Origin of the sequence: Halomonas sp. I5-271120 (assembly GCF_030553075.1) — a bacterium.
Classification (GTDB): Bacteria; Pseudomonadota; Gammaproteobacteria; order Pseudomonadales; family Halomonadaceae; genus Onishia; species Onishia taeanensis_A.
On the sequence record NZ_CP130701.1, the window covers coordinates 354,073 to 368,316 of the forward strand.

At 63.4% G+C, this 14,244-nt stretch carries 13 protein-coding genes; all 13 read right to left on the reverse strand.

Annotated features, from left to right (window positions below; all coding sequences use genetic code 11):
• Nucleotides 1-165 precede the first annotated feature (165 nt).
• Nucleotides 166-729 (reverse strand): putative Fe-S cluster assembly protein SufT, encoded by a 564-nt coding sequence (gene sufT / locus Q2K57_RS01600; RefSeq protein ID WP_369700286.1) that lies wholly within the window; start codon nucleotides 727-729, stop codon nucleotides 166-168.
• Between the two features lie 28 nt (nucleotides 730-757).
• Entirely contained in the window at nucleotides 758-1,999 is a 1,242-nt protein-coding gene (locus Q2K57_RS01605; RefSeq protein ID WP_112054608.1) for a cysteine desulfurase, read from the reverse strand.
• A gap of 3 nt (nucleotides 2,000-2,002) precedes the next feature.
• On the reverse strand, nucleotides 2,003-3,361 hold the full coding sequence (gene sufD, locus Q2K57_RS01610; protein ID WP_304525967.1) for a Fe-S cluster assembly protein SufD: 1,359 nt from the start codon (nucleotides 3,359-3,361) through the stop codon (nucleotides 2,003-2,005).
• Entirely contained in the window at nucleotides 3,358-4,110 is a 753-nt protein-coding gene (gene sufC / locus Q2K57_RS01615; RefSeq protein ID WP_112054612.1) for a Fe-S cluster assembly ATPase SufC, read from the reverse strand. Before sufC ends, sufD begins: the two co-directional genes overlap by 4 nt.
• An 82-nt stretch (nucleotides 4,111-4,192) precedes the next feature.
• On the reverse strand, nucleotides 4,193-5,635 hold the full coding sequence (sufB, locus tag Q2K57_RS01620) for a Fe-S cluster assembly protein SufB (RefSeq protein WP_112054614.1): 1,443 nt from the start codon (nucleotides 5,633-5,635) through the stop codon (nucleotides 4,193-4,195).
• A gap of 50 nt (nucleotides 5,636-5,685) precedes the next feature.
• Nucleotides 5,686-6,153, reverse strand: a complete 468-nt coding sequence (locus Q2K57_RS01625; protein WP_112054616.1) for an SUF system Fe-S cluster assembly regulator — start codon at nucleotides 6,151-6,153, stop codon at nucleotides 5,686-5,688.
• Nucleotides 6,154-6,498: 345 nt separating this feature from the next.
• Entirely contained in the window at nucleotides 6,499-7,794 is a 1,296-nt protein-coding gene (locus tag Q2K57_RS01630) for an adenylosuccinate synthase (protein WP_112054618.1), read from the reverse strand.
• 52 nt (nucleotides 7,795-7,846) lie between these two features.
• The gene (locus tag Q2K57_RS01635; RefSeq protein ID WP_112054620.1) at nucleotides 7,847-9,028 is read right to left on the reverse strand and encodes an ATP phosphoribosyltransferase regulatory subunit; all 1,182 of its coding nucleotides are present in this window, start codon (nucleotides 9,026-9,028) and stop codon (nucleotides 7,847-7,849) included.
• Between the two features lie 273 nt (nucleotides 9,029-9,301).
• Entirely contained in the window at nucleotides 9,302-10,186 is an 885-nt protein-coding gene (hflC, locus tag Q2K57_RS01640; protein WP_112054622.1) for a protease modulator HflC, read from the reverse strand.
• The gene (gene hflK, locus Q2K57_RS01645) at nucleotides 10,186-11,421 is read right to left on the reverse strand and encodes an FtsH protease activity modulator HflK (protein ID WP_112054624.1); all 1,236 of its coding nucleotides are present in this window, start codon (nucleotides 11,419-11,421) and stop codon (nucleotides 10,186-10,188) included. The genes hflC and hflK overlap by 1 nt, the downstream gene beginning before the upstream one ends.
• A 158-nt stretch (nucleotides 11,422-11,579) precedes the next feature.
• The gene (gene hflX / locus Q2K57_RS01650; protein ID WP_112054626.1) at nucleotides 11,580-12,896 is read right to left on the reverse strand and encodes a ribosome rescue GTPase HflX; all 1,317 of its coding nucleotides are present in this window, start codon (nucleotides 12,894-12,896) and stop codon (nucleotides 11,580-11,582) included.
• Between the two features lie 14 nt (nucleotides 12,897-12,910).
• Complete coding sequence (gene hfq, locus Q2K57_RS01655; RefSeq protein WP_092522408.1) at nucleotides 12,911-13,156, reverse strand: RNA chaperone Hfq; 246 nt, start codon at nucleotides 13,154-13,156, stop codon at nucleotides 12,911-12,913.
• 127 nt (nucleotides 13,157-13,283) lie between these two features.
• Nucleotides 13,284-14,237: a tRNA (adenosine(37)-N6)-dimethylallyltransferase MiaA gene (miaA, locus tag Q2K57_RS01660; RefSeq protein WP_304525968.1), complete on the reverse strand. Its 954-nt coding sequence runs from the start codon at nucleotides 14,235-14,237 to the stop codon at nucleotides 13,284-13,286.
• Nucleotides 14,238-14,244 lie beyond the last annotated feature (7 nt).

Here is a 14,244-nt window from a genome sequence, read left to right on the forward strand (position 1 = left end):
TGCTGTCCAGCACCCCGGGGCGCATGGCGTTTGTTCCGACGCCCGGCCCGGCTCACCGGTGGTGCTTTCCCCCGCGTTCAGGGACGTCATCTCACGGCTATATGACACGCACGCTACTATGTCCGCTACCATCAATCCATGGCGCGTGGGTCCGGTCGTGAAACCTTAGAACATGCCCAGTTCGAGCCGGGCTTCCTCGCTCATCATCTCGCGACTCCAGGGCGGGTCGAAGACGATTTCGACATGGACCTTGCTGATCTGCGGGGCGCCGAGGATCTTGTTGCGGGCATCGGCAGCGATCACATCACCCATGCCGCAGCCCGGCGCAGTGAGCGTCATGCGCAACGTGACGAGGCGCTCGCCGGTCAGCAGCCGCTCGATGCGACAGCCATAGACCAGGCCCAGTTCGACGATATCGACCGGAATCTCCGGGTCGAAGCAGGTGCGTAGCTGGTCCCAGACGAACTGCTCGATCTGCTCTTCGCTGGCGTCCTCGGGCAGAGTCGGGCGCGGCAGTGACTCGAGACCCAGGGCATCCAGATTGGCGCCCTCGATCAGAAACAGGCGGCCCTCGAAGGCCACGCTGACGGTACTGCCCTTAGCCTGCATCACCGAGACAATGCTGTCCTCGGTCAGCGTCACGGTCTTGCCGAAGGGGATGGAGATAACCTCCACATCCCGCTGCAGGGGCATTTCCTGGCCCTTATAGAGCTCTTCCACTTGTTCCATGGCCGACATTTGGCTCCTCCGGGGTCAGTTAGCGCACCATGCCGATCACCCGCTCCAGAGACTCGACGAAGATGTCGATCTCCTCGGGGGTGTTGTAGGCGGCAAAGGAGGCGCGACAGGTGGCATCGACACCGAAGTGTGCGAGCAGCGGCTGGGCGCAGTGATGACCGGTGCGAATCGCCACGCCAAGCTGGTCGATCAGCAGGCCGATGTCCTGACTGTGGGCGCCCTCGACCACGAAGGACATCACGGCCGCCTTGCCGGGAGCGGTGCCCAGAATCCGCAGGCCGTCGATGCGCGAAAGCTCCCGCGTAGCATGCTCGGTGAGGCGATGCTCCCAGGCACGGATCAGCGGCAGACCGATGCCGGACACCCAATCGAGCGCCGCGCCCAGAGCGATCACCTCGGCGATCGCCGGGGTGCCAGCCTCGAACTTGTGGGGAATATCGGCAAAGGTGCTGCCGGCCTCGAAGGACACGGTCTTGATCATCTCGCCACCACCCTGCCAAGGCGGCATGGCGTTCAACAGGGCGGCTTTGCCGTAGAGCACACCAACGCCTGTGGGCCCGTAGACCTTATGCCCGGAAAACGCATAAAAGTCGACGTCCATGGCCGACACATCGACCTGCTCATGGGGCGCCGCCTGGGCACCGTCGACCAGGATCAGGGCGCCATGGGAGTGCGCCACGCTTGCCATCTCGGAGACCGGATTAACGGTGCCGAAGGCGTTGGATACGTGGTTCACCGCCACCAGGCGAGTCCGTTCGGTGAAGAGATCACGGTAGGCGGCCTGATCGAGCACGCCACGCTCATCGACCGGGATCACCTTGATGGTGAAGCCGATCTCCTTGGCCAGCAGCTGCCAGGGCACGATGTTCGAGTGGTGCTCTAGCTGCGAGATCAGCACCTCATCGCCGGCCTTGAGATTGGCCCGGCCCCAGGTGTTGACCACCAGATTGATGGCCTCGGTAGTGCCACGGGTAAAGATGATCTCGCGGATCTCGCGGGCATTGATGAAGGCCCGCACCTTGTCACGGGCACGCTCGAAGGCAGAGGTCGCCTCATCAGACAGGGTATGCAGGCCACGATGGATATTGGCGTTGTAGTGCCGATAGTAGTCGTCGAAGACCTCAATCACCTGCCGTGGCGTCTGGCAGGTGGCGGCGTTGTCGAGATACACCAGCGGCTTGTCGTGAACCTCCCGGTCAAGGATCGGGAAGTCGCTGCGTACCTTGGCCACGTCCAGCATCAGGTCACTGAAGTCAGTCATGACTTACTCCTCATCCAGGGCGGCGGCAACCTCGACCAGCCCGGCCAGATTGAACCGCTCCGGCAGCTTGCCGGCCACCGTGCGCTCGACGCGCTCGGCCACGGCGTCCAGCGCCACCTGATCCATCACTTCGCCGGCAAAGGCCAGGGTCAGCAAGCCGCGGGCGGTCTCTTCGCCGATGCCCCGAGCCCGCAGCGCGAAGATGGCTTCTTCGTCGAGCTGGCCAGTGGTGGCCCCGTGGGAGCATTTGACGTCGTCGGCGTAAATCTCGAGTTCCGGCTTGGTGTCGATCTCGGCACGGTCGGAGAGCAGCAGGTTGGCGTTGCTCTGGTGCGCTTCGATCTTCTGGCTGTCGCGGCGCACGACCACCTTGCCATTGAAGACGCCATGGGCCCGATCGCCGAGAATGCCCTTGTAATTCTCGTTGGAGAAGGTGTGGGGCGCGTTGTGATTGACCAGGGTGTGGTTGTCGACGTGCTGGCGACCCTGGGCGAAGAACAGACCGAAGTAGTTGGTCTCGGCACCCTGGGCGTTGAGCTCGGCGACGATGTCGTTGCGCACCAGCGAGCCGCCCAGGTTCAGGTTGAAGGACGTGAAGCGGCTGTCGCGCCCCTGATCGATATGCAGGCTCGAGACATGCAGGTCCTTGAGCGATGCTTCCTGCAGTTTGTAGTGCGTCAGAATCGCGCCACGCTCGAGCATCACCTCGGAGACCAGGTTGGAGAAGTTGGCAGCGCCCTCCTCGCCCACCTGGTGCTCGATCACGGTGGCCTGGCTACGTGCACCGGCTTCGATCAGCACCCGCGGATGACTCATCAGCGGGGTGGCATTGGCCCGGGACAGGAACTGCACCAGGATCGGCGTCTCGACCACCGAGCCCGGCGCCAGGCGAATCACCGCACCCTCTTCGGCGAAGGCGGTATTGAGCGCCGTGAACGGCGAGAAATCGACGCCGGCCAGGCGCCCAAGGGCACCGCCCACCGCTTCGTGGTTGTCGGCCAGTGCCTGGGACAGCGGCTCGACGCTGACGCCGGCCGGCAGAGCCGCCAGGTCAGACAGCTCGGGCGCAAAAATGCCGTCGACGAAGGTCAAGCGCAGCGCCTCGAGGGGCAACGTCAGGGCCGCGGCGGTCGCGGGGGACAGCGGTGCCACGTCCTGCGCATCCTGAGCCAGGGTAAAGTCACCGCGGGCGATGGCGCGCACATCGGTGTACTTGAAGGCCTCATCACGGCGGGTCGGGAAGCCCAGCGCCTCGAAGCGCGCCGCGCCAGCCTGACGGCGGGCGGCAATCCAGGTCGGCTCGGCGCCACGGCGCGTGCCGCGTGCGCTCAGTGCATCGAGAAAAGTCTGTTCGTCGCTCATGCCGCGGATTCCTCCAGGACCCATTCGTAGCCGCGCGATTCGAGTTCCAGGGCCAGCTCCTTGCCGCCGGTCTTGACGATGCGTCCGTCGACCAGCACATGCACCACGTCCGGCACGATATGATCGAGCAGGCGCTGGTAGTGAGTGACCATCAGGATGGCGCGATTGGCGTCACGCAGAGAGTTGACGCCGTCGGCGACCACCTTCATGGCGTCGATATCCAGGCCGGAGTCGATCTCGTCGAGCATGGCGAGCTTGGGCTCGAGCAGCAGCATCTGGAGGATCTCGTTGCGCTTCTTCTCGCCACCGGAGAAACCTTCATTGACGGCGCGCTGCAGGAAGCTCGAGTCCATCTTCATGAACTTGATCTTTTCCCGCACCAGCTTCATGAACTCCGGTGCCGGCATCTCGTCTTCGCCGCGGGCTGCGCGCTGAGCATTCAGCGCCGCCTTGAGCAGGTAGATGTTCTTCACCCCGGGGATCTCGACCGGATACTGGAAGCCGAGCAGCAGGCCAGCACAGGCACGCTCCTCGATGTCCATCTCCAGCACGTCCTTGCCTTCGAAGGTGATCGAACCGCTGGTTACCTCATAGCCGTCCTTGCCGGCGATGACCGCCGACAGGGTCGACTTGCCGGCCCCGTTGGGGCCCATGATGGCATGCACCTCACCAGGATTGATGGTCAGCGAGAGGCCCTTGAGGATTTCCTTGCCTTCCACCGTGACGTGCAGGTCCTTGACTTCGAGCATGTTGACACCTTGATTCGGTTCGGGCCGCCACGCGGCCTTTAAAGATTCGATGACGGATGACGTATCACAGGGCGTGCGGCGCTTAGCCGACGGCACCTTCCAATGTCACGTTGAGCAGCGCTTCAGCTTCGACGGCGAACTCCATCGGCAGCTCCTGGAAGACGTCCTTGCAGAAGCCGTTGACGATCATGCTGACCGCATCTTCCTCGGAGATACCTCGGCTCTGGCAGTAGAACAGCTGGTCCTCGCCGATCTTCGAGGTGGTCGCCTCGTGCTCGACGGTGGCGGTGCTGTTGCCAATTTCCTGATAGGGGAAGGTGTGAGCGCCACACTGATCACCGATCAGCAGCGAATCACACTGGGTGAAGTTGCGCGCGCCCTTGGCCCGTGGGCCGATCTTGACCAGGCCACGATAGGACTGGTTGCTGCGCCCGGCGGAAATGCCCTTGGAGATGATGCTGGAGCGGGTACCCTCGCCGATGTGAATCATCTTGGTGCCGGTATCGGCCTGCTGACGGCCGTTGGTCACCGCCACCGAATAGAACTCGCCGATGCTGTCGCGGCCGCGCAGCACGCAGGACGGGTACTTCCAGGTGATCGCCGAGCCGGTCTCGACCTGGGTCCAACTGATACGCGAGCGGTCGCCGCGGCAATCACCGCGCTTGGTCACGAAGTTGTAGATACCGCCCTTGCCATCTTCATCGCCCGGGTACCAGTTCTGCACCGTGGAGTACTTGATGTAGGCATCTTCCAGCGCCACCAGTTCGACCACCGCTGCGTGCAGCTGGTTTTCATCACGCTGAGGCGCGGTGCAGCCCTCGAGATAGGAGACCTGGGCCTGCTTCTCGCAGATGATCAGGGTGCGCTCGAACTGCCCGGTGTTGGCGGCGTTGATACGGAAATAGGTGGAAAGCTCCATCGGGCAGGTCACGCCTTCCGGCACGAAGACGAAGGAACCGTCGGTGAAGACCGCGGAGTTGAGCGCCGCGAAGTAGTTGTCTGCAGCTGGCACCACGCTGCCCAGGTACTGCTTGATCAGCTCCGGGTAATCGCGGATGGCCTCCGAGATCGAGCAGAAGATCACCCCGGCCTCGGCCAGCTTGTCCTTGAAGGTGGTGGTCACGGACACCGAGTCGAAGACCGCGTCCACGGCGACGCCCGCCAGTGCGGCCCGCTCGTGCAGCGGAATGCCCAGCTTCTCGTAGGTTTCGAGCAGCTTGGGATCGACCTCGTCGAGGCTCTGCGGACGATCTTCGTCCTTCTTAGGCGCGCTGTAGTAGGAGATCGCCTGGTAGTCGATGGGAGGATAATCCAGATGCGCCCAGGAGGGTGACGTCATCTTCAACCACTGATGGTAGGCCTTGAGACGCCACTCGAGCATCCACTCGGGCTCGCCCTTCTTCTTCGAGATGAAGGCGATGGTGTTCTCATCGAGGCCAGGCGGCATCGTGTCGCTTTCGATGTCTGTCACGAACCCTTGGGTATATTCGCGACGGACAAGCTGCTCCATTTCTTCACTTGCCATGGTCTGTCTCCTCCCGGGCAATTGGAATCGAGGAATCCGGGCGTTTTACGTTAGCGACCGGCCTCGCTGGCCAGGGTCACGGATTGAATGGGAAGCCTGACCGGCAACTTGATCGGCGTGGTTTCGGCCAGATGCGCCAGGGTCACGCTGTCGAGCAGGGCGCGCACGGCAAGTGACACCCGCTGCCAGTTGTCGGATACCCCGCAGGTGGCGGCCAGCTCGCAGTCGCCGTCGTCCTGACTGCACTCGGTCATCGCCACCGGGCCTTCGATGGCAGTGATGATATCGATGGCGCTGATCTGGGAAGCGGGCCGCGCCAGGCGATAGCCGCCCTGCGCGCCGCGCTGAGACAGCAACAGCCCTGCACGAACCAGCATCTTCAGCGTCTTGCTCACCGTAGGGTGCGGCAGCTGGACCGCCTCAGCCAATTCAGCGGCGGCATGCGGCTGCTCCGGATGACGAGCGATCTGCGCCATGACAACGGCGGCGTAATCGGTCAAACGGGACAGTTTCAGCATGGCGGCACTCCTTGAGCGCAAAAGCGCGGTGGCGGTCTGCCTGGCGAGGTAGCCTCGGATTGAGGACCATTTTAGTCCTGTATAAGCACGATGTGAAGCCTCCCTCCCGGTCCCGGCAGGCTTGTCGACGGATCGACGCACGATCGGCACCGATGGCATCAATAATGACAATTATTATCATTTGAGACAGGCCCGCTCCTCCCTAAACCGGAATGGGGAATAACCCGGCCCGATTGACCGACCTGATACGCAAATCCGGTATGCACGCCCGAAACGCAAACACCCCCGCCAGGAAGCCCGGCGGGGGTGTCATCAGTCGGTCAGCGCCCGGCGGGGCGCGCCCGATCAGGCGTCGAACGGATTACGCAGGACAATGGTCTCGTTGCGATCCGGCCCGGTAGAGATGATGTCGATGGGCGTACCCACCTGCTCTTCCAGGAAGCGGATATAGCCACGGGCATTGTCCGGCAGATCCTCGACGCGCTTGACGCCCAGGGTCGACTCGCTCCAGCCCGGCAGGTCGTGGTAGAGCGGCTCGATGGCCTCATACCCTTCGGAGTCCACCGGCGTATCCAGCACGTCGCCATCCTTGCTGCGATAGCCGATGCAGACACGGATGTTCTCCAGACCGTCGAGCACATCGAGCTTGGTCAGACACAGGCCAGAGACCGAATTGATCTGCACCGCATGGCGCAGGGCCACGGCATCGAACCAGCCACAGCGACGCGCGCGACCGGTGGTCGCGCCGAACTCGTGGCCTTTCTCGGCCAGGTGGCGACCGTGATCATCGAAGAGCTCGGTGGGGAATGGACCGGAGCCGACACGCGTGGTGTAAGCCTTGGTGATGCCCAGCACATAATCGAGATACAGCGGGCCAACGCCGGAGCCGGTAGCAGTGCCACCAGCCGTGGTGTTGGAACTGGTCACGAACGGATAGGTACCGTGGTCGATATCCAGCAGCGAGCCCTGAGCCCCCTCGAAGAGAATGTTCTCGCCGGCCTTGCGGAAGTCGTGGACCAGACCCACGGTGTCGCAGACCATCGGGCGCAGGTCCTCACCCATCTGCATGGCCTCGTCGAGCACCTGCTGGAAATCGACCGGCTCTTCACCGTGATACTTGGTCAGCACGAAATTGTGATAGTCCAGCACCTCGCCGAGCTTGGAGGCGAAGCGCTCACGGTGCTGCAGATCCCCAAGGCGCAGGCCGCGACGAGCGACCTTATCTTCATAGGCCGGGCCGATCCCGCGACCAGTGGTGCCGATCTTGGCCACGCCGCGCGCCTTCTCGCGCGCCTGGTCCAGCCGCACGTGATAGGACAGGATCAGCGGGCAGGCCGGCGACAGGCGCAGGCGCTCACGCACCGGAACGCCCTTGGCTTCCAGCTCGCGGATTTCCTTGATCAGCGCCTCCGGCGACAGCACCACGCCGTTGCCGATCACGCAGGTCTTGTCGTCCCGCAGAATACCGGACGGAATCAGGTGCAGGACGGTTTTTTCACCGTCGATGACCAGCGTATGACCGGCATTGTGCCCGCCTTGGAAACGCACCACCGCAGCGGCCGATTCGGTCAGCAGGTCGACGACCTTGCCCTTGCCTTCGTCACCCCACTGGGTGCCCAGTACGACTACGTTCTTGCCCATTGCTCTCGTCTCTTGATCAAAGAATCCGTCAATCGAAGCCTCATCGCCGGCCTCAGGCCAGGTGAGACACCTGCCAGTCATCGCCCATGTGCACCAGCTGGCGATCGCAGCGGTGCTCGGCGGGCCCGGTGCGCTGGCCTGGCAGGGCCTGCACCACGCGCTCGCCGGCCTCACGCAGGCCTTGCACGGCCTGGGCCAGGCCCGGGGCATCGTCGGCCGGGGCCCAGATACCGTCGCAGGGGGGCTGCTGTTCGTCCAGGGTCGCCAGTAGTTTGAGGTCCATCGAGAAACCGGTGGCCGGGCGAGCACGCCCGAAGGCCCGCCCAGTATCGTCATAGCGTCCGCCCTTGGCTAGCGCCTGGCCATAGCCCGGCACATAGGCGGCGAACATCATGCCGGTGTGATATTCATAGCCGCGCAGCTCGGCAAGATCGATGTAGATATCGAGCTGCGGGTCGGCCGCCGCTACGCCTTCGCACAGCGCCGACAGCTGGTCCAGGGCAGCAGCGACAGGCGCCGGCGCCTCGGCGAAAGCGCTTCGCGCCTCGTCGAGCACTTCGCGACCGCCGTGCAGCTCGACCAGCGCGAGGAACATCTCGGCAAGCGCCGGATCCTTGACGCTTGACTCGACGCAGGAGGCCAGCTCGCCCGGTGACTTGAGCTCCAGGGCCGCGAAGATCGCGCGCTCCTCGGCATGCTCCAGCTCGGCAGCCTGCACCAGGCTGCGATAGAGGCCGATATGGCCCAGCGCCAGGTGGACTTCGCCGGCACCGGCCGCCTTGACGCTACCCAGCGCCAGGCGAAGGATTTCCAGGTCCGCCTCGAGACCGGCGTGGCCGAACAGCTCGACGCCAACCTGCACCGGGCTTCGGCTTCCCTGGTGCTGGTCAGACTTGGCCCGCAGCACGTTGGTGCAGTAGCAAAGCCGCACGGGTCCTTGGCGCTTCAATGAGTGGGCATCCATGCGCGCCACCTGAGGTGTGACGTCGGCACTGGCGCCCATCATGCGCCCGGTGAGCTGGTCGGTCAGCTTGAAGGTCTGCAGGTCGAGGTCGGTGCCGGTGCCGGTCAGCAACGAGTCGAGAAACTCGAGGGGGGGCGGCATCACCTGGTCATACCCCCAGCGATGGTAGAGGTCGAGCAACGCCCGACGAAGCTCTTCCATGCGCGCCGCCTGGGGCGGCAACACTTCATCCATGCCGTCGGGGAGCAACCAGCGGTCAGCGATGGTCATGTTCTGTCCTGCCAAGGTTGAATGGCCTATCCGGGCGTCGGCCGGGATCACGAAGCCTTTAGAAGGCCACGACTTCCGCGCCCCTCGGGTCGCATGGCCCAAGCAAACGGAGTCGCATGACCCGTGGGAACGCCCACAAAAAAACCGGGCAACGCCCGGTTGAGGGATTCTATCACGTTTGACTGTGTGATGAACCCTGAGCGGGGCGCTGATCGCCCCGCTCACTGCACTGTTCGTGCAGAATCACGCTGGCGCAGATTCACGCCACCAGCATCATTCCCCGCCTTGAGGTGACGGGCTCTTGAGGTAGCGGAAGAAGTCGCTCGACGGGTCGAGCACCATCATGTTGCCACCACTGCTGAAGCTCTCGCGGTAGGCATCGAGGCTGCGCCAGAAGGAGTAGAACTCCTCATCCTGCTGGTAGGCATCCGAGTAGATCGCGGCGGCCTCGGCATCACCCTCGCCACGAAGGGTCTCGGAGCGCGACTGAGCCTGCGCCAGCAGCACCTGGCGGCGACGATCGGCATTGGCGCGAATACGCTCGGCCTCTTCCTGGCCCTGCGCGCGCCATTCCCGTGCCTGACGCTCACGCTCGGAGCGCATCCGCGAGTAGACCGCGGAGGACACATCCTCGGGCAGATCGATACGCTTGACGCGAATATCGCGAATCGCCACACCCAGCTCGTCACGCATCAGGTTGTCGAGTTCCTTGGTCGGCGCGGTCATCAGGTCATCACGACGCTCGGAGATGATCTGCTGCAGGTTCAGGCGACCGAACTCGTTACGCAGGCTCTCGTCGACGCGGGGCTGAATCAGGCGTACGGCCATCATCTCGTCCCCGGCGGTAGCCTCGTAGTAGCGGGTCGGGTTGACCACCTGCCACTTGACGTAGGAGTCGACGATGACCGCTTTCTGCTCGAGTGTCAGGTAGCGGCTGGCGTCGGTATCCAGCGTCAGCACACGGGTATCGAAGGTCCGTACCGTCTGGGTAATCGGAATCTTCACGTGAAGGCCAGGCTGAATGTTCTCCTCGATGACCTCACCGAAGCGCAGCTTCACCGCGCGCTGGGTTTCATCGACGATGTACAGGCTGTTGCTGGCCAACCAGGCGACGGCTGCGAGGCCGCCGACGATCAGCAGGGAGCGATTATTGATCATTACCGGCCCTCCCTCTGGATACCGCTGGTGCTATTGCTGGAACTTGAACTGCGATTGGACTGCTGGCCCTGGCCACGCAGGCGCTCCAGCAGCTGAGGGTCGACATTCTGAGCATTGGCATCCTGGTTGTTCTGGCCGTTCTGCCCCGACTTGCTGCCTGAACGCAGCTGATCCAGCGGCAGGTACATCATCGGGCTCGAATCGGCATCGACCAGCACCTTGTCGGTACGGCCCAAGACGTCGCTCATGGTGTCGAGGTAGAGACGCTCACGCATCACGCCCGGTGCACCCTTGTACTGGGTCAGCAGCGAGTTGAAGCGGTTGGCCTTACCCTGAGCCTCGGCTACTACCGATTCGCGATAGCCCTGGCCCTGTTCGAGCAGACGCTGTGCCTGACCCTGAGCCGCGGGAATGATCGCGTTGGCATACGCCATGGCTTCGTTGATGGTGCGCTGGCGATCCTCACGAGCACGAATCACGTCATCGAAGGCGTCCTGCACGGCATCCGGCGGCGCAGTCGATTCGATGTTGATGGTCTGCAAGAGCAGCCCCGTGCCATAGCTGTCCAGGTAGGACTGCAAACGGCTGCTTACCGCACTGCCGAGGATCTCACGTCCGGAGGTCAGGATATCGATCATCTCGGTACCGCCGACCACATGACGCAGGGCGGAGTCCAGAGCATTCTCGAGGCTGACTTCGGGATTGCGGACATTGAGCACGAAGTCACGCGGATTGGAGACCTGGTACTGAGCCGATATCTCGACGGAAACGATATTCTCGTCCTGCGTCAGCATCGACTGCGTCTGCGTCAGCGAACGCACACGAGTCACGTTGACCATGCGCACGTCATCCACCAGCGGCGGATTCCAGTGCAGGCCCGGCGTGACGATTTCCTGGAACTTACCGAAGCGCAGCACCACGCCACGCTCTGACTGGTCGACCAGGTAGAACCCGGAGGCTGCCCACACGGCCAACGCGATCACGATCAACAGACCCGGCAGAGCGAAGGTGTTGCGACGACCGCCTCCCGAGTTGCCACCGCCACCGCTGCGCTTGCCGCGGCCGCCCAGGAGGCTGTTGATCTTGTCCTGGAATTTCTTCAGGGCTTCATCGAGGTCGGGAGGCCCCTGATTGTTGCCTCCGCCCCCATTATTGCCGCCGCCATTACCGCCGCGTCGGCCGCCCCCACTCCAGGGGTCATGCTGCTTGCCTCCACCAGGCTCATTCCAAGCCATACGTATTCTCCACTCTGCGTTGACTGCGTCGAGGGTCGAGGCTCTCGCGCCTCGACCCGACATGCGATGCGATCGTCATGTCCTGTTCGGTGCCCCGGCCATCCCGCCGGCAGCGTTAAGCTGCCATCTTGCCCTCAATGACGGGTATCAGAAAACCCTCAAGGCTCCCAGACCGGTTTTTCCTGCTCTTCGGGAGGCAGGTAGGTCTCGGCCTTCTCGCCGAGGCGCGCCATCAGCTGCATGAACTCACGCCTGGGCAGGCGGATATCGAGCAGCGAGCGACCCTGCTCATCGAAATGCTCCTCGCGAACGGCACCCAGCTCATGCAGGCCGGCACGCAGCTTGCCCTGCTCGGGCGACAGCGCCAGAGAGGTGTCCAGCACGTCCTCGGCGAGGCACTCGGAAAGCGCCTGCTGCAAAAGATCGAGCCCCAGGCCCTGCTGGGCCGACACCCATACCGACATGGGGCGACCCTCGCCGTCACGTTCGATGCGTGGCGCACTGTCGAACAGGTCGATCTTGTTCATCACCCTCAGGCACGGCACCTCATCGGCACCGATTTCCTCTAGCACGCCTTCGACCTGGGCCACGTTGAGCTCACGATCCGGGTCGGCGGCATCGATCACATGCACCAGCAGGCTGGCCTCGGCGGCCTCCTGCAGGGTGGCACGAAAGGCTTCGACCAACTTGTGCGGCAGGTGGCGGATGAAGCCCACGGTATCGGCCAGCACCACCGGTCCTACATCGTCGATCTCGAGCCGGCGCAGGGTCGGATCAAGCGTCGCGAAGAGCTGGTCGGCGGCGAACACGCTGGCCTCGGTCACGCTGTTGAACAGCGTGGACTTGCCGGCGTTGGTGTAGCCCACCAGCGAAACGCTGGGGATCTCCGCCTTGGCGCGCGCACGACGATTCTGCTCACGCTGGGAGCGCACCTTGTCGAGCCGTTTATGAATCGACTTGATACGCCCGCGCAGCAGACGACGGTCGGTCTCGAGCTGGGTTTCACCCGGCCCGCGCAGACCGATACCGCCCTTCTGGCGCTCGAGGTGGGTCCAGCCGCGCACCAGGCGCGTGGACATGTACTCGAGCTGGGCCAGTTCGACCTGCAGCTTGCCTTCATGGGTCCGCGCACGCTGGGCGAAGATATCGAGGATCAACCCGGTACGGTCGAGCACCCGGCACTTCAACGCCTGCTCGACGTTGCGCTGCTGGGAAGGACTCAGGGCGTGGTTGAAGATCACCAATTCGGCGTGGTGAATCTCGCGCAGCTCCTTGAGCTCCTCGAGCTTGCCACTACCGATGAATGTGCGGGAATCGGGCCGGCTCCGGCTGCCCTGCATCAGGGTAGCCGGCTCGGCACCAGCGGAGCGCACAAGCTCGAGGAATTCCCCCGGGTCTTCGCGCTCCTTCTCGTCCTGGAAGTCGACATGGACGAGGATCGCCGTCTCTCCGGCGTCGGGACGTTCAAAAAACAATCAATACCTCGTGATCAGCTTTCCTGGGCCACCGCAGTATCCTGGGCAGGCAGGCGCACGTTGCGCGACGGCACGACCGTCGAGATTGCGTGCTTGTACACCATCTGGCTGACAGTATTGCGCAGCAGGATCACGAACTGATCGAAGGACTCGATCTGTCCCTGCAACTTGATACCGTTGACCAAGAAGATCGATACCGGAATGCGCTCCTTGCGCAGAATATTCAGGTACGGGTCTTGGAGGGATTGCCCCTTGGACATTTTGCTCTCCCTAATCTGTCTCTTAGCTGATGTCATTTTTATCGGCTTTGGCACGGTGCTTGCCGTTCCTCGGCACGGATAGTGTGCGGCTCGAAAAGTGCGAACCAATCCAACCATCTATCTTACGCTATGTCTCGCAGTGGCGCACGAGATTCAGAACCTCTTCGAGCGGGTCTGCGCCCTGGCTGTCGACCCAATGCAGGTCGGGCCAGCGGCGCAGCCAGGTCAACTGGCGCTTGGCCAGCTGACGGGTGGCAATCACCCCTCGCTCGCGAAACTCCTCCCGGCCGTAGTGACCGTCCAGATGCTCCCATGCCTGTCGATAACCGACGCTCTTCATCGAAGGCAGCCCCGGATGCAGATCGACACGCTCACGCAGGGCGGCGACTTCTTCGAGGAAATCGCCCGCCAGCATGGCATCGAAGCGCTGGGCGATACGCCAGTGAAGCACGGCACGCTCGCTGGGTGACACGGCGATTGACAACGTACGGTAGGGAAAGGTTTCACGGCGCTGCTCTCGCCATAGCTCTGTCATCGCTCGGCCGCTGATGCGCTGCACTTCCAGCGCCCGCATCAGCCGCTGGGGATCGTTGACATGGATGCGCTGCGCCGATGCCGGATCGACCTCGGCTAGCGCCTCATGCACAGCGGAAAGCCCGCCCTCGGCAGCCAGTGCCTCGATGCCGGCGCGCACCTCGGGATCGCTGCTCGGCAGGTTGGCCACCCCCTCGGTGAGGTGCTTGTAATACATCATGGTGCCGCCGACCAGCAGCGGAATGCCGCCGGTCTCGCTGATGGCTGCCATCTCGCGCAAGGCATCCTGACGAAAATCCTCCGCCGAATAGGGATCGGCCGGGTCGCGGATATCGATCAGCCGGTGCGGCGCCCGGGCGAGCTCCTCGGCGCTTGGTTTGGCGGTGCCAATATCCATACCGCGGTAGACCATCGCCGAGTCGACGCTGATCAGCTCGCAGCCCAGGCGCTCGTGCAGTGCCATGGCTAGATCGGTCTTGCCGGCGGCGGTAGGGCCCATCAGCAGGATCGCCAGCGGGCGGTTGTCCGCCTCGCCGGTCGTTGTCATGGCGTTC

Bases quoted from the DNA above. Each gene is read 5' to 3' on its own strand.
- hfq (WP_092522408.1), bottom strand. From the start codon at position 13,156: ATGTCCAAGGGGCAATCCCTCCAAGACCCGTACCTGAATATTCTGCGC.
- miaA (WP_304525968.1), bottom strand. From the start codon at position 14,237: ATGACAACGACCGGCGAGGCGGACAACCGCCCGCTGGCGATCCTGCTG.
- sufD (WP_304525967.1), bottom strand. From the start codon at position 3,361: ATGAGCGACGAACAGACTTTTCTCGATGCACTGAGCGCACGCGGCACG.
- hflC (WP_112054622.1), bottom strand. From the start codon at position 10,186: ATGATCAATAATCGCTCCCTGCTGATCGTCGGCGGCCTCGCAGCCGTC.
- Q2K57_RS01625 (WP_112054616.1), bottom strand. From the start codon at position 6,153: ATGCTGAAACTGTCCCGTTTGACCGATTACGCCGCCGTTGTCATGGCG.
- Q2K57_RS01635 (WP_112054620.1), bottom strand. From the start codon at position 9,028: ATGACCATCGCTGACCGCTGGTTGCTCCCCGACGGCATGGATGAAGTG.
- sufC (WP_112054612.1), bottom strand. From the start codon at position 4,110: ATGCTCGAAGTCAAGGACCTGCACGTCACGGTGGAAGGCAAGGAAATC.
- Q2K57_RS01605 (WP_112054608.1), bottom strand. From the start codon at position 1,999: ATGACTGACTTCAGTGACCTGATGCTGGACGTGGCCAAGGTACGCAGC.
- hflK (WP_112054624.1), bottom strand. From the start codon at position 11,421: ATGGCTTGGAATGAGCCTGGTGGAGGCAAGCAGCATGACCCCTGGAGT.
- sufB (WP_112054614.1), bottom strand. From the start codon at position 5,635: ATGGCAAGTGAAGAAATGGAGCAGCTTGTCCGTCGCGAATATACCCAA.
- sufT (WP_369700286.1), bottom strand. From the start codon at position 729: ATGGAACAAGTGGAAGAGCTCTATAAGGGCCAGGAAATGCCCCTGCAG.
- Q2K57_RS01630 (WP_112054618.1), bottom strand. From the start codon at position 7,794: ATGGGCAAGAACGTAGTCGTACTGGGCACCCAGTGGGGTGACGAAGGC.